We start from the raw sequence: 23,457 nt of genomic DNA on the forward strand, positions 1-23,457 counted from the left end.
GCGCTTGGCTGCTTCGCAGCTGAGCGCGAGCAAGTTTTCTGCAACGTTCTAGTCAACTTTGGAGTGTTTACAACAATGGCAAAAATCGTCGACATCAAAGGTCGTGAAGTTCTCGACTCCCGCGGCAACCCCACTGTTGAAGCGGACGTGCTTCTCGACAACGGTATCATCGGCAGCGCTTGCGCGCCGTCCGGTGCTTCCACTGGCTCGCGCGAAGCGCTGGAGCTGCGTGATGGCGACAAGAGCCGTTACCTGGGCAAGGGCGTGCTCAAAGCCGTCGCCAACATCAACGGTCCGATCCGTGAACTGTTGCTGGGCAAGGACCCTGCCGACCAGAAAGCCCTCGATCACGCGATGATCAAGCTCGACGGTACCGAGAACAAAGCCACCCTGGGCGCCAACGCGATCCTCGCCGTGTCCCTGGCCGCTGCCAAGGCCGCTGCCCAGGATCAGGACCTGCCGCTGTACGCGCACATCGCCAACCTCAACGGTACCCCGGGTGTCTACTCGATGCCGGTGCCGATGATGAACATCATCAACGGCGGCGAGCACGCCGATAACAACGTCGACATCCAGGAATTCATGGTGCAGCCGGTTGGCGCCAAGACCTTCTCCGAAGGCCTGCGCATGGGTACCGAGATTTTCCATCACCTCAAGGCCGTGCTGAAGGCCCGTGGCCTGAGCACCGCGGTTGGCGACGAAGGCGGTTTCGCACCGAACCTGGCGTCCAACGAAGACGCGCTGAAAGTGATCTCCGAAGCCGTGGCCAACGCTGGCTACAAACTGGGTACCGACGTGACCCTGGCCCTGGACTGCGCCGCCAGCGAGTTCTTCGAAGACGGCAAGTACAACCTGTCCGGCGAAGGCCAGGTGTTCACCGCTGAAGGTTTCGCCGACTACCTCAAGGGCCTGACCGAACGTTATCCGATCATCTCCATCGAAGACGGTCTGGACGAGTCCGACTGGGCTGGCTGGAAAATCCTCACCGACAAGATCGGCGAGAAGACCCAACTGGTGGGTGACGACCTGTTCGTGACCAACACCAAGATCCTGAAAGAAGGCATCGACAAGAAGATCGCCAACTCGATCCTGATCAAGTTCAACCAGATCGGCACCCTGACCGAAACCCTGGAAGCCATCCAGATGGCCAAGGCCGCCGGCTATACCGCCGTGATCTCCCACCGCTCCGGCGAAACCGAAGACTCGACCATTGCCGACCTGGCCGTGGGCACTGCGGCAGGCCAGATCAAGACCGGTTCGCTGTGCCGTTCCGACCGCGTTTCCAAGTACAACCAACTGCTGCGTATCGAAGAGCAATTGAATGGCAAGGCCAAGTACAACGGTCGCGCCGAGTTTCGCGGCTAAGCGGTAAATGGTAAAAAGACAGCGGGTTTGGTCGCAAAGTCGCCCATGGTGGCGGTTTTGCCTCTAATCTGATGCCTTATCAAGCACAAGCCTGGTTCTTCCAGGCTTCGTGCTATCAGACGCTTCAAAGTTTGGCATGGCGGTCTTTTTTCACTGGATACCTGATATTCGATGCGCAGTCCCAATTGGTTGTTTCTTGTCTTGCTCCTGTTGCTGGCCGGCCTGCAGTACCGCCTGTGGGTGGGCAATGGCAGCTTGGCGCAAGTGGCCGACCTGACTCAGCAAATTGCCGACCAACACGCCGAAAACGAGGCGCTGCTGGAGCGTAATCGGGTGATGGACGCCGAAGTGACAGAGTTGAAAAAAGGCATGGAGACCGTTGAAGAGCGGGCTCGACATGAACTGGGCATGGTCAAGGAGGGCGAAACCCTCTACCAGTTGGCCCAATGAGTATGCGTTTGCCGGCCTTCTGGGCCGTGATTCCTGCCGCGGGCGTTGGCGCCCGAATGGCCGCCGACCGTCCCAAGCAATACCTGCAACTGGGCGGACGTACAATTCTCGAACACAGCCTCGGCTGTTTCCTCGACCATCCCACCGTCAAGGGTGTGGTGGTCAGCCTTGCACACGATGATCCTTACTGGCCGACCCTGGCCTGCGCCAGCGACACACGTATCCAGCGTGTCGACGGTGGCGAGCAACGTTCGGATTCGGTGCTCAATGCCTTGCTGTATCTGCACGGGCAGGGCGCCGACGACCACGATTGGGTGCTGGTGCACGACGCTGCCCGGCCCAACCTGGCTCGGGCCGACCTGGACACACTGCTCAGCGAGTTGGCGAACGACCCGGTCGGCGGTCTGCTGGCCGTTCCGGCGCGCGACACCCTCAAGCGCGTCGACAAGCATGGCCGCGTACTGGAAACCGTTGATCGCAGCGTGATCTGGCAAGCCTACACGCCGCAGATGTTCCGCCTCGGTGCCTTGCACCGAGCCCTGGCTGACAGCCTGGTGGCGGATGCGGTGATTACCGACGAAGCATCCGCCATGGAATGGGCAGGGCAGGCGCCTCGGTTGATTGAAGGGCGTTCGGATAACATCAAGGTCACCCGGCCGGAAGATTTGGAGTGGTTGCGCCAGCGGTGGGCGAATCGGCATTGAGCGGGACCTGTCCCCTCGTTAGATCTTCAGCATCTGGGCCGGCGCCATCGCGAGCAAGCTCGCTCCCACAATGGGGACCGGTGCCCATCATTCGACGATAAACCCCTGTGGGAGCGAGCTTGCTCGCGATAGCAATCGTTCAGGCAACATAAAATTCACTGTCATCCCCGATACTCCGGCCGCTGCGCCAACCCCTCCTTCAAATACTCCACCAACTTGCGCACCTTCGGCGACAGATGCCGCTGCTGTGGATACAACGCCCACACCGCCGTATTCGGCGGCTGATGGGCTTCCAACAGCGAGATCAACGCACCACTGTGCAGATGCTCCAGCACGTAATAATCCGGCAACTGACACAACCCCACCCCTTGCAACGCCGCATCGAGCACCGCTTGCCCACTGTTGCAGCGCCAGTTTCCCTGCACTCGTTGGGAAAATTCCCGCCCGTTCTGCTCCAGTTGCCAGATGTCGGAGCTGCCGATCAGGCAATTGTGGCGGCTCAGTTCCGACACGCTGTGGGGCCGGCCATAGCGTTCCAGGTAAGAGGGTGAGGCGCACACGTACATGCGCCGGGGCGCCAGGCGCGTGGCGACCAGGCGGGAGTCCTGCAAGCGACCCAGGCGAATCGCCAGGTCCAGGCTCTCATGCACCAGGTCCAGCGGGCGATTGCTCAGCTCGACGTCGACCCGCAACTGTGGGTAGAGCCCCATGAACCGCGTCACCAGTGGCACGATAAACCGTTCGCCATAGGCCACGGCACAGGTCATGCGGAGCATGCCCTTGGGTTCACTGGTCAGGTCGCCGACGGCTCGCAGTGCTTCTTCGCGTCCATCCTGCAGGCGCTGGCAATGCTGCAAAAAAGTTTGTCCGGCTTCGGTCAGGGTCACCCGGCGGGTGCTGCGGTACAGCAAACGTGTCTGTAGACGCTCTTCGAGCCGTACGATTTGTCGACTGATATGGGAGGACGAAACCCCGAGACGCTCGGCCGCAGCGGTGAATTGGCTGCATTCGGCCACGGCCACGAATTCGTCGATGCCTTCCCAGCGGTTATCGGACATGGAGGATTATCCCTGTACAGCAATAATGTTTTGCTTTTGGCTGGATTATTCATTGTCCGGCGGAGGATTACACTCCCGGTCCTGTATTTATTTGCTGGAGAACCCGGATGATCAAGTCGCGCGCTGCCGTTGCCTTCGAGGCCAAGAAACCCCTGGAAATCGTTGAAGTCGACGTCGCCATGCCCAAGGCGGGCGAGGTGCTGTTGCGCGTGGTGGCTTCCGGTGTCTGCCACACCGACGCCTATACCCTGTCGGGCGCCGACCCGGAAGGGATCTTCCCGTCGATCCTGGGTCATGAAGGCGGTGCCATTGTCGAAGCCATCGGCGAAGGCGTGACTTCGGTGGCGGTGGGTGATCATGTGATCCCGCTGTACACGCCGGAGTGCGGCCAGTGCAAATTCTGTAAGTCGGGCAAGACCAACCTCTGCCAGGCGATTCGCGCCACCCAGGGCAAAGGCCTGATGCCGGATGGCACTTCGCGTTTTTCCTACAAGGGCGAGACGATTTTCCACTACATGGGCACGTCGACGTTCTCCGAGTACACCGTGCTGCCGGAAATTTCCGTGGCGAAGATTCCAAAAGAAGCGCCGCTGGAAAAAGTCTGCCTGCTGGGTTGCGGCGTCACCACTGGCATCGGCGCGGTGCTCAACACCGCCAAGGTCAAGCCGGGTGACACCGTGGCGATCTTCGGCCTGGGCGGCATCGGCCTGTCGGCCGTGATCGGCGCCGTGAAGGCCAAGGCCGCGCGGATCATCGCCATCGACATCAACCCGGCCAAGTTCGAAATCGCCAAGCAACTGGGCGCCACCGATTGCGTCAACCCGAAAGACTTCGACCGTCCGATCCAGGAAGTCATCGTCGACATGACTGACGGCGGCGTGGACTTTTCCTTCGAGTGCATCGGCAATGTCCAGTTGATGCGCGCCGCGCTGGAATGCTGCCACAAGGGCTGGGGCGAGTCGGTGATCATCGGCGTGGCCGGCGCCGGCCAGGAAATCGCTACCCGTCCATTCCAGTTGGTGACCGGGCGCGTCTGGCGCGGTTCGGCCTTTGGCGGCGTGCGCGGGCGCAGCGAATTGCCAAGCTACGTGGAAATGGCCGAGAAGGGCGAGATCCCGCTGGATACCTTCATCACCCACACCATGGGCCTGGAAGATATCAACAAGGCGTTCGACCTGATGCATGAAGGCAAGAGCATCCGCACCGTTATCCATTTCTGAGGTCGGTCATGAGTCTGGAAAACATTTCCTGCCAGAAAAGCTTTGGCGGCTGGCACAAGCGCTACCGGCACCGTTCCGACGTGCTGGGTTGTGACATGGTGTTTGCCGTGTACCTGCCACCGCAAGCCGAGCAGGGCGGCAAGTTGCCGGTGCTGTATTGGTTGTCCGGGCTGACCTGCACCGACGAGAACTTCATGCAAAAGGCCGGCGCCCAGCGCATGGCCGCCGAGCTGGGCCTGATCATCGTCGCGCCGGACACCAGCCCTCGTGGTGCCGACGTGCCGGGCGATCCGGACAATGCCTGGGACTTCGGCCTGGGGGCGGGCTTTTATCTGAACGCCACGCAGGATCCGTGGGCGCGGCACTATCGGATGCATGACTACGTGGTGCAGGAATTGCCGGCGCTGGTCGAAGCGCATTTCCCGGCTTCGGACAAACGCGGCATCAGCGGCCACTCCATGGGCGGCCACGGTGCGCTGGTCTGCGCCTTGCGCAACCCGGGGCTTTACCGTTCGGTGTCGGCTTTTTCGCCGATCAACAATCCAATGGATTGCCCTTGGGGCCAGAAGGCGTTCTCCCGTTACTTGGGAGAGGACCGCTCGAAATGGCGGGAATGGGATGCCTGTGCATTGATTGCCGAGGCGCAGGAGAAGCTGCCATTGCTGGTGGACCAGGGCGATCGCGATGATTTCCTGGCCAACCAGCTCAAGCCCGAAGCCTTGCAACAGGCGGCCAAGTCCGCCGGCCATCCGTTGGAGTTGCGCCTGCAACCGGGCTACGACCACAGCTACTTCTTCATCGCCAGCTTCATTGACGACCACTTGCAGCATCATGCGCGCGCTCTAAACGCCTAATGCAGGTAGAATCACGCCCTGACAAAAATCGGGGCGTTTTTTTATGCGTATTGGCCACGGCTACGATGTTCACCGTTTCGCTGAAGGCGACTTCATTACTCTGGGCGGCGTGCGGATCGCACACGGCTTCGGGCTGCTCGCGCATTCTGACGGTGATGTCCTGCTGCATGCCTTGAGCGATGCCTTGCTCGGCGCCGCGGCGCTGGGTGACATCGGCAAGCACTTCCCCGACACCGACCCGCAATTCAAAGGCGCCGACAGCCGCGTGCTGCTGCGCCATGTGGTCTCGCTGATCCATGCCAAGGGCTGGAAAGTCGGCAATGTCGATAACACCATCGTTGCCCAGGCCCCCAAAATGGCTCCGCACATCGAAGCGATGCGCCAGTTGATCGCCGAGGATCTTCAAGTTGAGTTGGACCAAGTGAACGTGAAAGCCACCACCACCGAGAAGCTTGGTTTCGTCGGGCGCGAAGAAGGCATTGCCGTCCATTCCGTTGCCTTGTTGCTGCGCCCATGACCGAACTGGAACTGTTGGGGCCGCGTGCCTATGGCCCATCGCTGGGCAGCGCGGTCCTCAAGGCCACCGCTGAAGATTTCCAGGTCGACGAAGTGCTCGATATCCCGTTGACGGGCGATGGCGAGCATTTGTGGATCTGGGTGGAAAAGCGCGGCCTGAACACTGAAGAGGCCGCCCGGCGCATCGCCAAGGCCGCCGGCGTGCCGTTGCGCACCGTCAGCTACGCCGGGCTCAAGGATCGCCAGGCCCTGACCCGCCAGTGGTTCAGCGTCCAACTGCCGGGCAAGGCCGATCCGGATCTGTCGGCGGCACAGAACGACACGCTGAAGATCCTCAAGACTGGCCGGCATCGACGCAAGCTGCAACGCGGCGCGCACTCGGCCAATGGCTTCACCCTGCGCCTGACCCAGTTCAAGGGGGACGTGGCCGCCATCGAGGCGCGGCTGCAACAGATCATGCGCCAGGGTATCCCCAATTATTTCGGCGCCCAGCGCTTCGGCCATGACGGCGGTAATGTCGCCGACGCCCGTGCCTGGGCGGCGCGCAAGGCCTTGCCGGAACAGCGCAATGTACGCTCGCGACTGTTGTCCACCGCCCGCAGTTTCCTGTTCAACCGGGTGCTGGCGGCGCGGGTCGCCGATGGCACCTGGCAACAAGCGCAGGTCGGCGACTTGCTGGCTTTCACCGACAGCCGCAGTTTTTTCCCGGCCGGTGAGGCTGAGTGCAGCGATCCGCGCCTGGCGATCCTCGATCTGCATCCGACCGGGCCGCAGTGGGGCGAGGGACCATCGCCTGCCGCCGGCGCGACCTTTGAGTTGGAACAGGCCATCGCCGAGGGCGAGGCCGATCTGCGGGACTGGTTGATAAACGCGGGAATGAGTCACGAACGTCGCATCCTGCGACTGCCCATTGGCGGGCTGTCGTGGCATTATCCCCAGCCTGACATTCTGCAATTGGAATTCGTCCTGCCGGCCGGATGTTTCGCCACTGTCTTGGTGCGCGAACTCGTCGATCTGGTGCCGGTGGGGCAGACGGACAGCCCATGCGTATTCTGATTTCTAACGACGACGGGGTGACAGCACCCGGTCTTGCCGCGCTTTATGCTGCGCTGGCGGATTTTGCCGAGTGCGTGGTCATCGCTCCGGACCAGGACAAAAGCGGCGCCAGCAGCTCGCTGACGCTCGACCGTCCGTTGCACCCCTGCTATCTGGATAACGGTTTCATCAGCCTCAACGGCACCCCGACCGATTGCGTGCACCTGGGTATCAACGGGTTGCTGGAACGAGCACCGGACATGGTGGTGTCGGGCATCAACCTGGGCGCCAACCTGGGGGATGACGTGCTTTATTCCGGGACAGTCGCCGCTGCCCTGGAAGGTCGCTTCCTGGGAAACACGTCGTTCGCCTTTTCCTTTGTTTCACGCCAGGTCGACAACTTGCCGACCGCCGCCTACTTCGCCCGTAAATTGGTCGAAGCCCATGGTGCGCTGGACCTGCCGCCACGTACGGTGTTGAACGTGAATATCCCGAATCTGCCGCTCGATCATATCCGTGGCATCCAGCTCACGCGCCTGGGCCACCGCGCCCGCGCTGCCAGGCCCACGCACGTGGTCGACCCACGCGGCAAGGCCGGCTACTGGATCGCCGCCGCCGGGGATGCCGAGGACGGCGGGCCGGGCACCGATTTCCATGCAGTGATGCAAGGTTATGTCTCGATCACGCCGTTGCAGTTGGACCGCACCTTCAATGACGCCTTTCGAAGTCTCGATGGCTGGCTGGAGGGGCTGCGCTGATGGCTCGTGAGCAAGACGATATGATGCGCCGCGGGATTGGCATGACCTCCCAACGCACCCGTGAACGACTGATCCAGCGTCTCTACGAAGAAGGCCTGTCCAACGCCCAGGTGTTGGAGGTGATTCGCCGCACACCGCGCCATCTGTTCGTCGATGAAGCCCTGGCCCATCGCGCCTACGAAGACACGGCGTTGCCCATCGGCCACAACCAGACCATTTCCCAGCCGTACATGGTGGCCCGCATGAGCGAGTTGCTGCTGGAGGCCGGGCCGCTGGACAAGGTGCTGGAGATCGGTACCGGTTCGGGTTACCAGACGGCGGTGTTGTCGCAGCTGGTCGAGCGGGTGTTTTCCGTCGAGCGGATCAAGGTGCTGCAGGATCGTGCCAAGGAACGCCTGGTGGAGCTGAACCTGCGCAACGTGGTGTTTCGTTGGGGCGATGGCTGGGAAGGGTGGCCGGCCTTGGCGCCCTACAACGGCATCATCGTGACCGCGGTGGCCACCGACGTGCCCCAGGCCCTGCTGGACCAGCTCGCCCCTGGTGGACGGCTGGTCATTCCCGTGGGCGCCGGTGAAGTCCAGCAACTGATGCTGATCGTGCGCGAAGAACACGGTTTTTCGCGACACGTCCTGGGAGCGGTGCGGTTCGTGCCGTTGCTCAATGGACCGTTGGCCTGAGCATTTATAAACAGGCGCTGAATTCCGTGGCCACGCCTGTGTCTTACAGCGGCACCGATTCGCTGAACAGAGCCCAATGGCGTCGAGCAAACGTGTGCGGCGGCGCGTTGCGCTTCATTAATAGAGGCGCAGTGGTTGCCAGCTATATTTGTATGAACGCTGCCTGGACAGGCAGCCTCCAATTTTTCAGCCACCACAAAGGGAGCGGCGGGTGAGTCTCACAGTCATTGCGCAGCGTATGGGTATCACGAGCTTTCAGCGCCTGGTGACTGGCCTTGTCTTGAGCACTTTGCTGGTCGGTTGTTCCAGTACGCCGTCGAGCAATGTCCGGGTTGTCGATCGCAACAGCGCAACACCTCAACGTCCTACGGTAACGACCGGCCAATATGTAGTCCGTCGCGGCGATACGCTGTTTTCCATCGCTTTTCGCTACGGCTGGGACTACAAGGCCCTCGCGGCACGCAACAACATTCCTGCGCCTTATACGATTCACCCCGGTCAGACGATTCGCTTCGATGGCCGTAGCGGTTCAACGCCTACCGCAGTGGTGACACAGTCCGGTTCGACGGCTTCGTCGTCGAGCAAAACCACGGTCATTCGCCGGCCGGCGGGGTCTGGGACAGCGGTAATACCGTCCGTCGCGAGCAAACCAGCCCCTGCTCCGATGCCTCCTGCGGGTCCCGCCCCGACTGGCTGGGGATGGCCTTCTAATGGCGTTCTCATTGGAAAATTCTCTTCAAACGGTAGTTTGAATAAAGGAATTGATATCGCCGGGGATTTGGGACAGCCTGTTTTAGCCGCGTCTGATGGCACGGTTGTGTACGCCGGGAGTGGTTTGAGGGGCTACGGCGAACTCGTGATCATCAAACACAGCGATACCTACGTCAGTGCCTACGGTCACAACCGCAGGCTGTTGGTTCGGGAGGGGCAGCAGGTCAAGGTCGGACAGACAATTGCCGAAATGGGATCAACGGGAACGGACCGGGTGAAACTGCACTTTGAGATTCGCCGACAAGGTAAACCAGTCGATCCGCTGCAATTCCTGCCACGTCGTTGATTTGATTGTCAGCCTGTTCCGTCACGTAGAGGGAACAGGCTCCAGCGTTGCCAAGGATAAAGGCGTCGCTTGAGCTTGAGGTCGAACTCACCAAAGGACTATAACAATGGCTCTCAGTAAAGAAGTGCCGGAGTTTGACATCGACGATGAGGTTCTCCTTATGGAGACCGGCATCGCTATGGATTCGATGTCGAATGATGAAGGGGCGACTCCACCTTCCGTTCGTGCCAAATCCAGACACTCCGCTTCACTTAAACAACATAAGTACATCGATTACACGCGGGCGCTCGACGCTACCCAGTTGTACCTCAATGAAATCGGTTTCTCGCCACTGCTCTCCCCCGAGGAAGAAGTTCATTTTGCGCGGCTGTCGCAAAGTGGCGACCCGGCCGGTCGAAAACGCATGATCGAAAGCAACTTGCGCCTGGTGGTGAAAATCGCCCGACGCTACGTCAATCGTGGGCTTTCGCTGCTGGACCTGATCGAAGAGGGCAACCTGGGCCTGATTCGCGCCGTCGAGAAATTCGATCCCGAGCGCGGCTTCCGCTTCTCGACCTACGCGACCTGGTGGATCCGCCAGACCATCGAACGGGCGATCATGAATCAGACCCGGACGATCCGGTTGCCGATTCATGTGGTCAAGGAACTGAACGTCTACCTGCGGGCCGCCCGCGAGTTGACCCAGAAACTCGACCATGAACCGTCACCCGAGGAAATCGCCAACCTGCTGGAAAAACCGGTGGGTGAGGTCAAGCGCATGCTTGGGCTCAACGAGCGGGTCTCCTCGGTGGACGTTTCCCTGGGGCCGGACTCGGATAAAACCTTGCTGGACACCCTCACCGATGATCGACCTACCGATCCATGCGAGCTGTTGCAGGACGATGACCTGTCCCAGAGCATCGACCAGTGGCTTTCGGAGCTGACCGACAAGCAACGGGAAGTGGTGATCCGCCGCTTCGGCTTGCGGGGGCATGAAAGCAGCACCCTTGAAGATGTAGGCCTGGAGATTGGTTTGACCCGTGAACGGGTCAGGCAGATCCAGGTGGAAGGCCTCAAGCGTCTCCGGGAGATCCTGGAGAAGAATGGCCTGTCGAGTGAGTCGCTGTTTCAATAACCCGAGTGCGGCGCAGCAAGAAAAGCCCCGACTGGTTCGGGGCTTTTCCGTTTCCGAAGGGATGTTTTTCCAGGGCCGCTCTATTTGTAGGTTCGACTTGTAAGCCTTTGCCTAGTGTTGCGTAAGCGATCGGTTTCTCATTGGCGGGACAGACAGCTATAAGTGTCGTGATTTTTCTGTACTTATATGATTTATAAGGACTTTTATTTTGTGAATGTGGCGTGACAGAACAAGCCACCTGTATCAGCCGCGTTGCACTCGCCTGGGAAAATACTAATATCAGTCCTGTGTCGACGGACAGACACACCCGTCAAGGATGATGGGAAGGAAGGACATCGCAGGACGCGATTCATCAGGACGATGAATAGGATTAAAGGGATTAGGGAAAAAATGTGGGCGGGTCAAACCGCCCCTTTTTTTTGCCTGCGATTTCTTGAATCCGGAAAAGCAAAAAGGCCCGCAAGGGGCCTTTTCAGCGAACGATGGGTAATCAGCGTTCCAGGTCTGCGATCTTGCCAGTCTTGCCATCCCACTCTTCGGCGTCGGGCAGAGCGTCTTTCTTCTCGGTGATGTTCGGCCAGATGTCCGCCAGTTCGGCGTTCAGCTCGATGAAGTTCTCCATGCCGGCCGGCACTTCGTCTTCCGAAAAGATGGCGTTCGCCGGGCATTCCGGTTCACACAGGGCGCAGTCGATGCACTCGTCCGGGTGAATGACCAGGAAGTTCGGGCCTTCGTAGAAGCAGTCCACCGGACAGACTTCTACACAATCGGTGTACTTGCACTTGATGCAGTTGTCGGTGACGACGAAGGTCATTTCTAATTCTCTCCTCAGGCGGCGGCAGCGAAGACCCTTCACGGTGGGCTCGCAAGGTTTGGGAGCGATAGTCTGCGAACCAGGCTAAAAGCCCGCAGCATCCCAAACCGCGCGAGATTCTAACAGCTTGAAAGCCTGTGCGTTAGATCCGTGTCTTCAATGTATAGAGTAAATCGAGCGCCCGGCGTGGGGTCAGGTCGTCCAGATCGAGTTTGGCCAGCTCGTCGAGCACCGGATGTGGCAGGCTGGCGAACAGATCGCTTTGCTGCGGTGCGGCCGGTTTGCCCTTGGTCGGGCGTGGCGCTTCGTGGGGCAGGCTGGTGGTTTCCAGGCGGCTCAGGTGCTCACGGGCACGGCTGATCACTTCGCTCGGCACGCCGGCCAATTGTGCCACTGCCAGGCCGTAGCTCTGGCTGGCCGGGCCGGGCAGCACATGGTGCAGGAACACGATACGCTCGTTGTGCTCGGTGGCGTTGAGGTGCACGTTGGCCACCAGCGGCTGGCTTTCCGGCAATACGGTGAGTTCGAAGTAGTGAGTGGCGAACAACGTGTAGGCCCGCAGGTGCGCGAGGCGTTCGGCTGCTGCCCAGGCCAGGGACAAGCCGTCAAAGGTACTGGTGCCACGTCCGACTTCGTCCATCAGCACCAGGCTGCGTTCGGTGGCGTTGTGCAGGATATTCGCGGTTTCGCTCATCTCTACCATGAAGGTCGAACGCCCACCGGCCAGGTCGTCGCTGGAACCGATCCGGGTGAAAATCCGGTCCACCAGGGACAATTCGCAACTGGCCGCCGGGACGAAACTACCGATGTGGGCCAGCAGCACGATCAACGCGGTCTGGCGCATGTAGGTGGATTTACCGCCCATGTTCGGACCGGTGATCACCAGCATGCGGGTGTTGTCGTCCAGGCTCAGGTCGTTGGCCACGAACGGCGTGGTCAGCACTTGCTCGACCACCGGGTGACGACCCTGGCTGATGCGCATGCACGGCTCGCTGACGAAGCGCGGGCAATTCAGGTCCAGGTTCAGCGCGCGTTCGGCCAGGTTGCTCAGCACATCCAGTTCCGCCAAGGCACCGGCGGTGTCCTGCAACGGCGGCAGTTGGCTGATCAGGTCCTCGAGCAGTGCTTCATAGAGCATCTTTTCCCGGGCCAGGGCGCGGCTCTTGGCGGACAGCGCCTTGTCTTCGAACGCCTTGAGTTCCGGGGTGATGAAGCGCTCGGCGCCCTTGAGGGTCTGGCGGCGAACATAATCGGCGGGGGCTTGCTCGGCCTGCTTGCTCGGCAGCTCGATGAAGTAGCCGTGGATGCGGTTGTAGCCGACCTTGAGGTTAGCCAGGCCGGTGCGGGCTTTTTCCCGGGCTTCGAGGTCGATCAGGAACTGACCGGCGTTTTCGCTCAGCGCTTGCAACTCGTCGAGTTCGGCGTCGTAGCCGGTTTTCAGTACGCCACCGTCGCGGATCACCGCCGGTGGGTTGTCGATAATGGCTTTTTCCAGCAGCGCGGCCAGTTCCGGGTAGGTGCTGGTGGTGCGCGCCAGTTGTTGCAGGTGCGGCGCTTCGAGGTCGGTCATCGCCACTTGCAGTTCGGGCAAGGCGCCGAGGGCATCGCGCAGGCGCGCCAGGTCACGGGGACGGGCGTTGCGCAGGCCGATACGGGCGAGGATTCGCTCGATGTCACCGATTTCCTTGAGCTGCGGTTGCAACTGCTCGAAGCGATAGCGATCCAGCAGGCAGGTAATGGAGGATTGACGCGCCAGCAGCACAGTCAGGTCCCGCAGCGGCCGATTCAACCAGCGGGTCAGCAGGCGGCTACCCATGGCGGTCTGGCAGCGATCGACCACCGATTGCAACGTGTTGTCGCGCCCGCCGGCCAGGTTGGTGTCCAGTTCCAGGTTGCGGCGGCTCGCGCCGTCCAGCACCACGGTGTCATCCAGGCGTTCGTGACGCAGGCTGCGCAAGTGGGGCAGGGCGGTGCGCTGGGTTTCCTTGGCGTAGGCCAGCAGGCAACCGGCTGCGCCGATGGCCAGGGTCAGGTTTTCGCAGCCGAAGCCCTTGAGGTCCTGGGTGGAAAACTGCTGGCAGAGACTTTTCAGCGCCGAATCACGCTCGAAATCCCACGGCGCCCGACGACGCACGCCACGGCGTTTTTCTGCCGGCAGGTCTTTGGGCCAGTCGTCCGGGATCAACAGTTCTACCGGATTGACCCGTTCCAGCTCCGCCAGCAGGTTTTCCCAGCCCTTGATTTCCAGCACCGAGAAATTGCCGCTGGTGATGTCCAGCACCGCCAGGCCGAACAGGCGTTCATCCCCCAGCACCGCGGCGATCAGGTTGTCCCGGCGTTCATCCAGCAAGGCCTCGTCACTGACCGTACCCGGGGTGATGATCCGCACGACTTGGCGTTCCACGGGGCCCTTGCTGGTGGCCGGGTCGCCGACTTGCTCGCAGATCACAACGGATTCGCCGAGCTTGACCAGCTTCGCCAGGTAACCTTCCGCCGCGTGGTAAGGAATCCCACACATCGGAATCGCCATGCCCGCCGATTGCCCACGCGCCGTCAGGGTGATGTCCAACAGTTTGGCGGCCTTCTTCGCGTCCTCGTAGAAGATCTCGTAGAAGTCGCCCATGCGGTAGAACATCAGCTGGTCGGGGTGCTGGTTCTTCAGGCGCCAGTATTGCTGCATCATGGGCGTGTGGGAGGACAGGTCGTTCACGGCTGTATTCATGGGTGTCAGGGAAGCTCGTTGAAAGGTGTGGGGCAAAAGGAGGGGCATTGGCCCGGCTTTTCCGCGATGGGCGCAAGGTTAACATGGGCGGTCTGGTGCTACCCAGCGTTTGGGATTGTGTGCATATCCGTTGCTGCGGTAACGGCTACTTATGGTTCCGCCCTTACGGCGGCTCACTTTCGAAGAGCGCGAAAGTAAGCAAAGCGCTTTTGCCCCACCACTCGGTGCCTCGCCTAGGCTCGGCATGCCTGAACGAAGGCATTGTTCCGTGGGCCGCCGCGAAGGGCCATCCATGGCCCAGCGCGGCTAACCCGGCATCCATGCCGGGTTGCCCACTGCGCAATACCTTCGTTCAGCCAGCGTGGTTAATGGGGCGCCGAGATCAACGTCCACCGCGAGGCGGCCTGATAGCCGACCTGGTTCTTGGTGGGACCGCGTCTCCCCTGTGGGAGCGGGCTTGCTCGCGAAGGCGGCCTGACAGCCGACCTGATTCTTGGTGGGACCGCGTTTCCCCTGTGGGAGCGGGCTTGCTCGCGAAGGCGGCCTGATAGCCGACCTGTTTCTCCGGTTGTACCCCGATCCAACTGTGGGAGCGAGCTTGCTCGCGATGAAGGCTGCCAATACAACTGGGTGGTAACTGGACTACCGCTATCGCGAGCAAGCTCGCTCCCACAGTGATTACTCGGGTTTCTCTTAAAAGGCCTACCTCACTTCAACCACATCCAACGCCCGATTCGCCAGCAATTGGCCCAGCTCAATCATCTGCTGGACCCCCAACGCGATATGTCGTCGTGAGCCCTCCAGGTCGAACGCCAGATCACTGACCATCGCATTGGCCGAGGCCAGGGTTTCGCTGAGGTTGGCGAGCAGGCATTCGGCGTCGATGTCGGGGGCGATGATGAAAAGGGTATCGGGTGTGTCGCAGGTTTCTTTGTCGGCTTTCGGCTTGAGGTAATAGTCCAGGGCGCGGGTGGCCGCGTCATCGAGTTTCTTGGTGTTGCGGGAGACGTGATCGTCTGGGGGATTTGGAGTGTTCTTCGGCATTCTATGGATCCTTGAAGTTGAGCCACCACTCACTCGCGACTAAACGAGGGGCGGCAGCTGTACGCAGGTTAGTCGACCGGGGATCCAAGAAACCGGCGCGCCCGAAGGCGCCCTGCGCACAGCTACCATCAAGTGCAGGAATAGAAGTACCTGACTGAATGGAGCAATGAGCACCTTGGAATACCGAGCGACTAAACCCGATCACTGATGGGCAGTGACGAGACCAAAGTACCGATGGGATCCAAGGTGGACAAGCCGGCGGATTCTGGCGCAGTTGTAGGCAGAGGCGCAAGGCGATGTAGCCTGGTGTCGCACATTTGAAGGACGGGGGCGGAGCCTTTTCCTAAGGGAGTGTAGGGCGATTCCGTGGCGAGGGAGCTTGCTCCCGCTGGGCTGCGCAGCAGACCCTTTTTGTGGGCGCTTCGCACCCAAGCGGGAGCAAGCTCCCTCGCCACAATGAATTCAAAAGGCCTGCATTGCCTATTTATGCAAAACAGCATTTGTCTTCTGCGAAAAGAACAAGCATTATGCGCGTTATGCAAAAACGCAACGTTTCTACCGTATTAAGAGCATTGCTCGATCAGCACGGGATCTCCCCCACGGAGCTTCACCGGCGTACCGGCGTGCCTCAGTCCACTCTCTCGCGGATCCTCAGCGGCAAGATCGTCGATCCTTCGGATAAACACATCTCGAAGATCGCCGAATATTTTGCCGTGAGCACCGACCAGTTGCGCGGGCGCGCGGACGTTGTGCCCGCCGGCAATGCTCGCCGCGATGAGCCGCATTCCGAACTCAAGGACATAAGCCTGTGGGACGACGAAACACCCGTCGAAGAAGACGAAGTGTCGGTCCCTTTTCTGCGCGAGGTTGAATTGGCTGCTGGATCAGGAAGATTCGTCATCGAGGAAAGCGAGCGCTCAAGCCTGCGCTTCGGCAAGCGCAGCCTGCGCCATAACGGCGTGCAGTTCGACCAGGCCAAGTGCGTGACGGTGCGCGGCAACAGCATGTTGCCGGTGCTGCGCGACGGTGCCACGGTCGGGGTGAACGCAGGCAAATGCGGGATCGGCGACATCGTCGACGGTGACCTCTACGCCATCAATCACAACGGCCAACTGCGGGTGAAGCAGCTTTATCGCCTGCCCACCGGCATCCGCCTGCGCAGCTTCAATCGCGACGAACATCCGGATGAGGACTACACGTTCCAGGAAATGCAGGACGAGCAAATCGTCATCCTCGGTCACGTCTTCTGGTGGGGCATGTACGCCCGTTAACCCCTCCGCTGTCAGATAAAACCCGCCGCCGTGCGGGTTTTTTTTCGTCTCCCGAAAACCTTCAACCCCGTATTTGCAAGGGTTCCATGCGTTTACGCATTCTTAATGCATAAATAAATGCATTCACGCATTGACTGTATATGCATCCATGCATATTCTGTGTCCAAGCCGCTCGACAAAGTGGCTGGCAACGAAGCTCTTTAGTTCCTCCAACAGGCAGCGATGAACCGGCCTTAACGGTTCAGAGGGTTGGCAACTGACCCGGGTGTGCAGCGTAAAGCACCAGAAGCAGTTATCCGGCGGGCAGGGACCGCGGCCGGAGGAACAATTTGAATGGATCCGTACCGCGCCAGTCGCGCCGAAAGATCAAGCGCATTACTGAAAAGCCTGGGCAACCGGGCTTTTTGGAATGCCTGCACCGTGAGGTGCGTTCAACCACATCACCGCCGCCAATGGAGGGCTTTCAATGCTGAAGGATTTCAGATGCGGTCACTGCAAACGACTTCTGGCCCGCGTGGGCGAGAACACCGAACTCCAGATCAAATGTTCCCGGTGTGGGACGTTGAATCATGTGAAGGCCGTTGAGCCTCGAGTGAACGCCGGCGAGCGAACAGCGTGCGGAATAGACCCTGCACTCCGTACTCAATGACATCCATCGAGGTAAGAAAAATTAAATTACTCAAAAGAATCCTACTGGCGACTGCGTTTCTGTCGTCCTTCGTATCCCTGAACACTTGGGCTGATACGGCCATGTCGTGGAACTTGGCCCGGGACATGTACCTGATGATCGAAGCCGCACCGGCCGGTTCGCCATGGTCACTCATGCAAAACAAATCGGGGGTGAATGTCTCGGCTAACTACACGCTCTTTCCTACGTTCAAGGCGGGGACATGCAATGGCCAGCCAACCACCTGCTGGCGGGACGATGCTACGGGAGCCTGGATTTCCATTCCCAACGCAAATTTCACCTTCACGGGTTCAGGCACCAGTTTCGTATTCAAGCAGGGCGACGTAGCTACACATCCCGGCACCAACAGCCAGAGCATCTTCCGCTGGGCCAGTCCTGTCACCGGCAACATCAACGTGCTGGGGCGGGTCAACGACCTGCATAACGCCTGCGGGGATGGGATTGGCTGGTCGCTCAACCTGGGCGACACCGTGCTCCAGTCCGGAAGCCTGGCAAACGGCGGCAGCACTACGTTTATGTTGAGTAGCGTAGCGGTTACGCCGACGTCTTCGCTTTATCTGGTCATCGACCGGAAGGCCAACAACTCCTGCGACGCGACCAGCATCGACATGCTCATCACTCGATAAGCGCGATTGGGCCCCTTAACTTCAAACCCTTACTCCCCAGGAAACGAGACATGACAAACGAGCAACAAGCGTTGCTGGACATGCCGATCTGGCTGGTCATCGTGCTCGCCCTGGTGGGCGGGGTGTCCGGCGAGATGTGGCGCGCTGACAAGGAGGGCGCCCGTGGCTGGCCGTTGCTGCGCCGCGTGGTGCTGCGCTCCGGTGCCTGCGTGGTCTGCGGGGTTTCGGCAACCATGCTGTTGTATGCCCTCGGCATGTCGATCTGGAGCGCCTGCGCCCTGGGTTGCCTGACCGCCATGGCCGGTGCCGATGTGGCGATCGGTCTTTACGAGCGCTGGGTCGCCAAGCGGATCGGCGTATGCGAAGTGCCACCGCGGGACCTGCCGCCCGACCAGCCGTGAACCCACATCGCTGATCCATACACAAGGAGGCGATCAATGCCTGCCCTTATCGAAAAACCGTCGCAGTTGTTCTCGGCCATTGCCCAGACGCTGCGCGCCATTTATCCCGCTTTGAAAGTCGGCAGCCCTCAGGAGTTCGATGGCACCGACGACCAACCCTGGGTGCTGATTGCCATTGAACGCGATGCGTCAGGCAACCGCGCCAATGACGGGCGTATCGCCCATGTCCTGACGGTTTCCCTGCAAGTGGTCATGGCCGTTCCAGGCTGGGAGGCCTGTGATCTGGCCGGTGAATTGAAACACCTGGTCGTGGATAACCGCTGGGGCCTGTCGGGTGATCAATGCGATCTGCCCACGGAGATCGATGGCCTCGCATCCACGTTCATCCACGAAGCGCGGGTGTACAGCGCCTGGACCCTTTCCTTCAACCAAACCCTGTACCTCGGCCCGACGCTGCTGGAGGACCCGTTGGGCATTCCGAAATTTGCCCGTACCTGGGAAGTGTCGAACATCGACGACCCGGATCAATACACCGCACTCGAGGGCTGAGCCATGTTCGATGGGCTGTTACGGATGCATCTGGGGCCGATCATCGAGCGTCTGGCACAGATGGAAACCGAGCTGGAAGACCTGCATCGACGTGCGGAGAGTTTCTGCCGCATCGGCGTTTGCCAGGAAGTCGATGCGGCCAGCAACACCTGCAAGGTCAGCCATGGTGGGTTGCTGACACCGGCGATCCGCTTTTTCAACCCGAGCGCCGGCGCCCAGAGCGAGTCGCGGATTCCGTCCGTGGGCGAGCAATGCCTGTTGCTGAACCATGGCGGCGGCGAGAGCGGCGGGCAGGCGGTGGCGTTGTTCGGCCTCAACGGCGGTCAGTTCCCGCCCGTCTCGACCCAGGCCTCGCTGACGCGTCGTCTCTATCAGGACGGTACGGAAAACGGCTACGACCACGCCAGCCATGTCCTGCACTGGCAAAACGGCCCGGCGGCGTTCAGCGGTTCCCGTGAAGCCCTCCAACTGAGCATCGGCCCGTCGCGGTTGGCGATGACAGCCGAGGCCATCGAATTGCAAGTCGGCGCCGTCGGCATTCGGCTCGACGCTTCCGGTGTGCACCTGAGCGGCCCGGTGGTGGATCACCAGGGGCGCGTCATCAGTACCGCATAAGAGATTTCCTCATGATTGGAATCGATCGAAATACCGGCGCCACGGTCGACGACTGGCTGCAGTTCGTGCAGCGCGCCACCCGTGTATTGACCACGCCGTTGGGCACTCGCCAGAAGCGTCCGTTGTATGGCTGTGCACTCACGCAGTTGCTGGGGCAGAACCTCGGCGACGACCTGCTGATCCTCGCCCAGAGCCACGCGGCCCAAGCGTTCTACAACCCGGACAACGGCATCGATGATTTCGAGCCGCAGGTCATTGTCGCCAGTCGGCAGGGTGCCGGATTGCTGCTGCGTTTCGCTGGCACCTGGAAAAACCGTAAACAGACTTTCGAGGTGGTGACATGAGCATGTTGATACCCGGCCAGAACCAATTGGCCGAACCGGCCATCGTCACCGTCGACGCGTTCGAGGATTTGCTCGCGGAGTTCAAGACCTTCGTGGTCGAGTACGTCGCCGCACGCTCTCCCGCCAGCGCGGCGAAGCTGGTGGACAGCCTCGAAAACGAAAGCGAACTGCTGACCCTGGCCCTGGAGGCGTTCTGTGTCCGGCTGCAAACCCACGAACGCAAATACAACGCTCGCATCAAGCAGATGCTGGCGTGGTGGGCCACCGGAACCAACCTCGATGCCCGCCTTGCGGACATGGGCTTGGAGCGGCAGTTGCTAGACCCGGGCGACCCGGCGGCCTTCCCGCCCATCCCCCCGGTCTACGAGAGCGACGATGACGCTCGGTTGCGTTATTACCTGGCGCCCCACGCCCCGGCAGCCGGCTCGCGCATGCAGTATCGGCGGGAGATTTTTACCTTGGGGGAGCGGCCCGTCGTGAAGGTGGAAAGCGCCTCGGCCGGTGTGGTGACAGTCACCTACACCTTCGACCCGGACGGTCGTGCGGCGCAGGTCAAGGACGGTAACGCACGCCGGACGGCGCCGGGCCAGGTCACGGTCACGGTGTTGTCCCGTGAGGGTGATGGGACGCCATCCGAAACGCTGCTCGACGGTGTTCGCCAGCATTTCGCTCGGCCTGATGTGCGACCGGAAACGGACCTCGTTATTGTCCAGGGCGCGCAGATCAAACCCTACAAAATCCGCGTCGTGGCGAAGATCAATGCCGGCCCGGATTCGGGCTTGACCCAGGTTGCCGCCGAACAGCAATTGCGGGAATACGCTGAGGCGTGTCATCGATTGGAAGGTCGAGTGGACCCGAGCTGGATCGACTACACGCTGCACAGTGCCGGCGCGGTTCAGCTCCAGATTCTCGAACCGCTCCAGCCGATCGTGACGACGGCTTTTCAAGCCCCGTATTGCACAGGCGTCGAGGTCGAGGTGGACACGTTATGAGTGACGACACACCACGCCTGAGCCTGCTGCCGATCAACAGTTCGCCACTGGAACGGGCGCTGGATCTCGGTTTCGCCCGGCTGCTCGAACGCATCGATCCGCCGTTTCCCGAGCTGATGAACCCGGCGGCCACGCCCTTGGCGTTCCTGCCATATCTCGCAGCAGACCGCGGGGTCAGTGAATGGAGTTCCGCGGCGCCCGCAGTTGAAAAGCGCCTGACCGTTGAGCTCGCCTGGCCCACCGCGCGGCAGGCCGGGACGCGAAAGGCGCTGGAAAATGCCGCCAAGGGTTTGCAGCTGATGCCTGAAGTGCGCGCCTGGTATGAGCAAACGCCACCGGGCCCGCCCTACAGTTTTTCCGTCAGGGCGTTTACCGAGCAGCCCTACAGCGAAGCTATCGATGCCCGTCTCGACCGTCGCCTGGCCGGTGCCAAGAGCGAACGCGACACCTTGACGGTGTCTGTCGGCTTGAGGGCCTTAGGCAGGCATGTCATCGGCGCCGCGACGCTGTGCGGCGAACTGACCACGGTTTATCCGGTTGTCATCGAAGGGCTCGAAGCCTCGGGCCAGGCCTTCATGGCCGCCGGGCTCTACAGCGTCGAAACCTCCACTATTTATCCACAGGGGTCCTAAATGGCCGACTACTACACCCTGCTCACCGATGCGGGGATCGCCTACGAAACCGCCTGCAAGGCGGCGGGCACACCGATCAAGCTGTCGCAGATTTCCGTTGGTGACGGCGGCGGCGCGGAATACAACCCGGCCGCAACGGCGACGGCACTCAAGCGCGAAGTCTGGCGTGGGCCGCTCAATGCGCTGTTCCAGGATGAAGCCAACCCGAGCTGGCTGCTGGCCGAGGTCACCATCCCGTCCGATGTGGGCGGCTGGTATGTGCGTGAGGCCGGGATCTGGACCGATACCGGCATCCTCTATGCGATCGTCAAATATCCAGAGTCGTTCAAACCGGTGTTGGCGACGTCTGGTTCGGGCAAAGAGTTCTACATTCGGTCGATTTTCGAGACCAGCAATGCCGAGCTGGTGACGTTGCTGATCGACGACACGGTGGTCAAGGCGACGCGGGCCTGGGTGGCCGGCTATGTGGCCGACGAACTCGCCAAACTCGACAGGAAGCAGTCGGTGCGGGTGGCGACAACGGCCAACATTGCCTTGAGTGGCGCGCAAGCCATCGATGGTGTTGCGGTGATCGCTGGGAATCGGGTCCTGGTCAAGTCCCAGACCTTGGCGAAAGACAACGGTATCTACGTGGTTGCGAACGGCGCTTGGGTTCGGGCAAAGGATGCCGATGCGAGCGTCGACGTGACTTCGGGGTTGATTGTCTCGGTGGAGGAGGGCGCGACGCTTGCCAACACGATCTGGCAGTTGATTACCGACGGTACGATTGTACTGGGCACTACGGCGTTGACGTTTCAGAACATCACTCAAGGATTTGCGCCGCTCAATTCGCCGGTGCTGGTTAATCCGACGGCAAATACGCCGCCGCTATTCGACAACACGAAGTCGATCGCGACGACTGAATACGTTATGCGTGCCAGCGGTAACTATCGCGGCTTTACCAGCTTGACGTCGGCCACCACATTGACAGCAGCAGCGGTCGGCACTCTAGTTTCGGTGATCGGGACGTTCACGCTTACCTTGCCGACGGCCAACGCCCTACCATCGGGTGGTTCGATCCACTTCCGGAACATTGGCGGCGGCATTGTCACCGTGGCCTGTGTGGGGGCTGATCTAATCAACGCCGGGAACTTCAATCAGCCCAACAGTATTGCATTGCAGCCGGGTACCACCTTGGTGTTGAGCAGTAATGGTGTGACTGCCTGGTGGGCGGAAGGATCTGCACAGTTGCAGTTTTCCAAGGTGTTTGGTGACACCCCGGCGCAATTCGATAGCAGTAAGTTGCTGGCAACTACTGAGTTTGTGAAGAGAATGGGGGTCGAGTGGTCGAGCCTCACCTCGGTCAGCGCCAACACCGTTCTGGGGAATTCAAGCGCTGGCGGCATCGTTACTGCGTCAGCGTCGACGGCGATCAACGTTACTTTGCCGCCCACCGCGCCAGTAGGGCCAGGAGCCATGATCATGGTTCTGAGTGGCGGGGCAGGTGCTGTCACGCTGCTGGCTTCGAATGGCGAGCAGATTACTAATTCGAGCGGAAGCGCAATAGCACTTGTTTTGGGACAGGGTGATTTTGCGATATTGACCAGACTAACCGGCGAGTGGCGATTGGTCGGCGGTACCGCTGCGTTGAAGTTCTCCAATGCATTTGCCGCAATTTTTGGAAATACCGCCAATCAGGTATTACCAAGCGGCTGGATATTCAAAATCGGACACGCTTCAACGGATGTCGCGACAGGAACAGTGCCGGTAACGTTTCCTGTCGCATTCCCTACAGCCTGTATGTACGTAGGGGCGATCTATTCCGGGGCTACTTCCGCGACGAATCCATCCGTTTGTCAATCCGGGATACCGACCCGTACAGGTTTTACGGGCTACATCACTAATGTGGCTGGCAATAACTCTGCTGTCACTGTGGGTGGTTACAACTGGCTAGCCATCGGCTACTGAGGCG

At 60.5% G+C, this 23,457-nt stretch carries 25 protein-coding genes; 21 read left to right on the forward strand and 4 right to left on the reverse strand.

Annotation, left to right across the window (positions count from 1 at the left end):
- Positions 1–75: 75 nt before the first annotated feature.
- The 3 genes from eno (at position 76) to ispD (ending at position 2,519) form a co-directional block, all read left to right on the forward strand.
- Positions 76–1,365, forward strand: coding sequence for a phosphopyruvate hydratase (gene eno / locus J4E53_RS08705; RefSeq protein WP_072408299.1), 1,290 nt, complete (start codon positions 76–78; stop codon positions 1,363–1,365).
- A gap of 171 nt (positions 1,366–1,536) precedes the next feature.
- Positions 1,537–1,815 (forward strand): cell division protein FtsB, encoded by a 279-nt coding sequence (gene ftsB, locus J4E53_RS08710; RefSeq protein WP_003184873.1) that lies wholly within the window; start codon positions 1,537–1,539, stop codon positions 1,813–1,815.
- Positions 1,812–2,519 (forward strand): 2-C-methyl-D-erythritol 4-phosphate cytidylyltransferase, encoded by a 708-nt coding sequence (gene ispD / locus J4E53_RS08715; RefSeq protein WP_103308753.1) that lies wholly within the window; start codon positions 1,812–1,814, stop codon positions 2,517–2,519. Before ftsB ends, ispD begins: the two co-directional genes overlap by 4 nt.
- Positions 2,520–2,680: 161 nt before the next feature.
- On the opposite strand, the gene J4E53_RS08720 is transcribed toward ispD, so the two are convergent.
- On the reverse strand, positions 2,681–3,577 hold the full coding sequence (locus J4E53_RS08720) for a LysR substrate-binding domain-containing protein (protein ID WP_060738986.1): 897 nt from the start codon (positions 3,575–3,577) through the stop codon (positions 2,681–2,683).
- 107 nt (positions 3,578–3,684) lie between these two features.
- Between J4E53_RS08720 and J4E53_RS08725 the strand changes: the two genes are divergently transcribed.
- From J4E53_RS08725 to rpoS, 8 genes are all read left to right on the forward strand, one after another.
- Entirely contained in the window at positions 3,685–4,797 is a 1,113-nt protein-coding gene (locus J4E53_RS08725) for an S-(hydroxymethyl)glutathione dehydrogenase/class III alcohol dehydrogenase (RefSeq protein WP_060738985.1), read from the forward strand.
- An 8-nt stretch (positions 4,798–4,805) separates the two neighbouring features.
- Positions 4,806–5,651, forward strand: coding sequence for an S-formylglutathione hydrolase (gene fghA, locus J4E53_RS08730; protein WP_060738984.1), 846 nt, complete (start codon positions 4,806–4,808; stop codon positions 5,649–5,651).
- A 43-nt stretch (positions 5,652–5,694) separates the two neighbouring features.
- Positions 5,695–6,168 (forward strand): 2-C-methyl-D-erythritol 2,4-cyclodiphosphate synthase, encoded by a 474-nt coding sequence (ispF, locus tag J4E53_RS08735; protein WP_003184863.1) that lies wholly within the window; start codon positions 5,695–5,697, stop codon positions 6,166–6,168.
- The gene (gene truD, locus J4E53_RS08740) at positions 6,165–7,223 is read left to right on the forward strand and encodes a tRNA pseudouridine(13) synthase TruD (RefSeq protein ID WP_103308750.1); all 1,059 of its coding nucleotides are present in this window, start codon (positions 6,165–6,167) and stop codon (positions 7,221–7,223) included. Before ispF ends, truD begins: the two co-directional genes overlap by 4 nt.
- Positions 7,211–7,960 carry a 5'/3'-nucleotidase SurE gene (surE, locus tag J4E53_RS08745; protein WP_103308749.1) on the forward strand — a complete coding sequence of 250 codons (750 nt, stop codon included), beginning with the start codon at positions 7,211–7,213 and terminating at the stop codon, positions 7,958–7,960. Before truD ends, surE begins: the two co-directional genes overlap by 13 nt.
- A 41-nt stretch (positions 7,961–8,001) precedes the next feature.
- Positions 8,002–8,637 (forward strand): protein-L-isoaspartate(D-aspartate) O-methyltransferase, encoded by a 636-nt coding sequence (locus tag J4E53_RS08750; protein WP_161796107.1) that lies wholly within the window; start codon positions 8,002–8,004, stop codon positions 8,635–8,637.
- Between the two features lie 211 nt (positions 8,638–8,848).
- Positions 8,849–9,694, forward strand: a complete 846-nt coding sequence (locus J4E53_RS08755; RefSeq protein ID WP_060738980.1) for a peptidoglycan DD-metalloendopeptidase family protein — start codon at positions 8,849–8,851, stop codon at positions 9,692–9,694.
- 106 nt (positions 9,695–9,800) lie between these two features.
- A complete protein-coding gene (gene rpoS / locus J4E53_RS08760) occupies positions 9,801–10,808 on the forward strand; it encodes an RNA polymerase sigma factor RpoS (protein WP_047227588.1) in 1,008 nt (335 codons plus the stop codon).
- Between the two features lie 490 nt (positions 10,809–11,298).
- On the opposite strand, the gene fdxA is transcribed toward rpoS, so the two are convergent.
- The 3 genes from fdxA to J4E53_RS08775 all read right to left on the reverse strand — a co-directional run bounded on the left by fdxA (position 11,299) and on the right by J4E53_RS08775 (position 15,388).
- Positions 11,299–11,622 (reverse strand): ferredoxin FdxA, encoded by a 324-nt coding sequence (gene fdxA, locus J4E53_RS08765; protein ID WP_030139464.1) that lies wholly within the window; start codon positions 11,620–11,622, stop codon positions 11,299–11,301.
- Positions 11,623–11,764: 142 nt separating this feature from the next.
- Complete coding sequence (mutS, locus tag J4E53_RS08770; RefSeq protein ID WP_175459538.1) at positions 11,765–14,332, reverse strand: DNA mismatch repair protein MutS; 2,568 nt, start codon at positions 14,330–14,332, stop codon at positions 11,765–11,767.
- A 714-nt stretch (positions 14,333–15,046) separates the two neighbouring features.
- Entirely contained in the window at positions 15,047–15,388 is a 342-nt protein-coding gene (locus tag J4E53_RS08775) for a DUF6124 family protein (protein ID WP_060738978.1), read from the reverse strand.
- Between the two features lie 536 nt (positions 15,389–15,924).
- On the opposite strand from J4E53_RS08775, the gene J4E53_RS08780 reads away from it, so the two are divergent.
- From J4E53_RS08780 to J4E53_RS08825, 10 genes are all read left to right on the forward strand, one after another.
- Positions 15,925–16,659: an XRE family transcriptional regulator gene (locus J4E53_RS08780; protein WP_003198297.1), complete on the forward strand. Its 735-nt coding sequence runs from the start codon at positions 15,925–15,927 to the stop codon at positions 16,657–16,659.
- 466 nt (positions 16,660–17,125) lie between these two features.
- Positions 17,126–17,308, forward strand: coding sequence for a Com family DNA-binding transcriptional regulator (locus tag J4E53_RS08785; protein ID WP_081015322.1), 183 nt, complete (start codon positions 17,126–17,128; stop codon positions 17,306–17,308).
- Positions 17,309–17,433: 125 nt separating this feature from the next.
- Positions 17,434–17,973 (forward strand): hypothetical protein, encoded by a 540-nt coding sequence (locus J4E53_RS08790; RefSeq protein WP_237140803.1) that lies wholly within the window; start codon positions 17,434–17,436, stop codon positions 17,971–17,973.
- A gap of 50 nt (positions 17,974–18,023) precedes the next feature.
- A complete protein-coding gene (locus J4E53_RS08795) occupies positions 18,024–18,374 on the forward strand; it encodes a phage holin family protein (RefSeq protein WP_025212143.1) in 351 nt (116 codons plus the stop codon).
- 36 nt (positions 18,375–18,410) lie between these two features.
- Positions 18,411–18,923 carry a hypothetical protein gene (locus J4E53_RS08800; protein WP_103308747.1) on the forward strand — a complete coding sequence of 171 codons (513 nt, stop codon included), beginning with the start codon at positions 18,411–18,413 and terminating at the stop codon, positions 18,921–18,923.
- 3 nt (positions 18,924–18,926) lie between these two features.
- Entirely contained in the window at positions 18,927–19,538 is a 612-nt protein-coding gene (locus J4E53_RS08805) for a phage baseplate assembly protein V (protein WP_060738975.1), read from the forward strand.
- 11 nt (positions 19,539–19,549) lie between these two features.
- Positions 19,550–19,882, forward strand: a complete 333-nt coding sequence (locus tag J4E53_RS08810; RefSeq protein WP_103308746.1) for a phage baseplate protein — start codon at positions 19,550–19,552, stop codon at positions 19,880–19,882.
- On the forward strand, positions 19,879–20,874 hold the full coding sequence (locus J4E53_RS08815; protein WP_060738974.1) for a baseplate J/gp47 family protein: 996 nt from the start codon (positions 19,879–19,881) through the stop codon (positions 20,872–20,874). The genes J4E53_RS08810 and J4E53_RS08815 overlap by 4 nt, the downstream gene beginning before the upstream one ends.
- A complete protein-coding gene (locus J4E53_RS08820) occupies positions 20,871–21,506 on the forward strand; it encodes a phage tail protein I (RefSeq protein ID WP_103308745.1) in 636 nt (211 codons plus the stop codon). Before J4E53_RS08815 ends, J4E53_RS08820 begins: the two co-directional genes overlap by 4 nt.
- Entirely contained in the window at positions 21,507–23,453 is a 1,947-nt protein-coding gene (locus J4E53_RS08825; RefSeq protein WP_103308744.1) for a phage tail protein, read from the forward strand.
- Positions 23,454–23,457 lie beyond the last annotated feature (4 nt).

Source organism: Pseudomonas sp. FW305-28 (assembly GCF_017351395.1).
Classification (GTDB): Bacteria; Pseudomonadota; Gammaproteobacteria; order Pseudomonadales; family Pseudomonadaceae; genus Aquipseudomonas; species Aquipseudomonas fluorescens_AA.

Excerpts from the sequence above, each read along its gene's own strand:
- J4E53_RS08820 (WP_103308745.1), top strand. The coding sequence starts at position 20,871 with ATGAGTGACGACACACCACGCCTGAGCCTGCTGCCGATCAACAGTTCG.
- eno (WP_072408299.1), top strand. The coding sequence starts at position 76 with ATGGCAAAAATCGTCGACATCAAAGGTCGTGAAGTTCTCGACTCCCGC.
- J4E53_RS08720 (WP_060738986.1), bottom strand. The coding sequence starts at position 3,577 with ATGTCCGATAACCGCTGGGAAGGCATCGACGAATTCGTGGCCGTGGCC.
- J4E53_RS08725 (WP_060738985.1), top strand. The coding sequence starts at position 3,685 with ATGATCAAGTCGCGCGCTGCCGTTGCCTTCGAGGCCAAGAAACCCCTG.
- ispF (WP_003184863.1), top strand. The coding sequence starts at position 5,695 with ATGCGTATTGGCCACGGCTACGATGTTCACCGTTTCGCTGAAGGCGAC.
- fdxA (WP_030139464.1), bottom strand. The coding sequence starts at position 11,622 with ATGACCTTCGTCGTCACCGACAACTGCATCAAGTGCAAGTACACCGAT.
- J4E53_RS08775 (WP_060738978.1), bottom strand. The coding sequence starts at position 15,388 with ATGCCGAAGAACACTCCAAATCCCCCAGACGATCACGTCTCCCGCAAC.
- J4E53_RS08800 (WP_103308747.1), top strand. The coding sequence starts at position 18,411 with ATGCCTGCCCTTATCGAAAAACCGTCGCAGTTGTTCTCGGCCATTGCC.
- fghA (WP_060738984.1), top strand. The coding sequence starts at position 4,806 with ATGAGTCTGGAAAACATTTCCTGCCAGAAAAGCTTTGGCGGCTGGCAC.
- J4E53_RS08790 (WP_237140803.1), top strand. The coding sequence starts at position 17,434 with ATGTACCTGATGATCGAAGCCGCACCGGCCGGTTCGCCATGGTCACTC.
- J4E53_RS08825 (WP_103308744.1), top strand. The coding sequence starts at position 21,507 with ATGGCCGACTACTACACCCTGCTCACCGATGCGGGGATCGCCTACGAA.
- ftsB (WP_003184873.1), top strand. The coding sequence starts at position 1,537 with ATGCGCAGTCCCAATTGGTTGTTTCTTGTCTTGCTCCTGTTGCTGGCC.
- J4E53_RS08750 (WP_161796107.1), top strand. The coding sequence starts at position 8,002 with ATGACCTCCCAACGCACCCGTGAACGACTGATCCAGCGTCTCTACGAA.
- J4E53_RS08810 (WP_103308746.1), top strand. The coding sequence starts at position 19,550 with ATGATTGGAATCGATCGAAATACCGGCGCCACGGTCGACGACTGGCTG.
- J4E53_RS08780 (WP_003198297.1), top strand. The coding sequence starts at position 15,925 with ATGCAAAAACGCAACGTTTCTACCGTATTAAGAGCATTGCTCGATCAG.
- J4E53_RS08795 (WP_025212143.1), top strand. The coding sequence starts at position 18,024 with ATGACAAACGAGCAACAAGCGTTGCTGGACATGCCGATCTGGCTGGTC.
- J4E53_RS08815 (WP_060738974.1), top strand. The coding sequence starts at position 19,879 with ATGAGCATGTTGATACCCGGCCAGAACCAATTGGCCGAACCGGCCATC.
- J4E53_RS08785 (WP_081015322.1), top strand. The coding sequence starts at position 17,126 with ATGCTGAAGGATTTCAGATGCGGTCACTGCAAACGACTTCTGGCCCGC.
- surE (WP_103308749.1), top strand. The coding sequence starts at position 7,211 with ATGCGTATTCTGATTTCTAACGACGACGGGGTGACAGCACCCGGTCTT.
- truD (WP_103308750.1), top strand. The coding sequence starts at position 6,165 with ATGACCGAACTGGAACTGTTGGGGCCGCGTGCCTATGGCCCATCGCTG.
- ispD (WP_103308753.1), top strand. The coding sequence starts at position 1,812 with ATGAGTATGCGTTTGCCGGCCTTCTGGGCCGTGATTCCTGCCGCGGGC.
- rpoS (WP_047227588.1), top strand. The coding sequence starts at position 9,801 with ATGGCTCTCAGTAAAGAAGTGCCGGAGTTTGACATCGACGATGAGGTT.
- J4E53_RS08805 (WP_060738975.1), top strand. The coding sequence starts at position 18,927 with ATGTTCGATGGGCTGTTACGGATGCATCTGGGGCCGATCATCGAGCGT.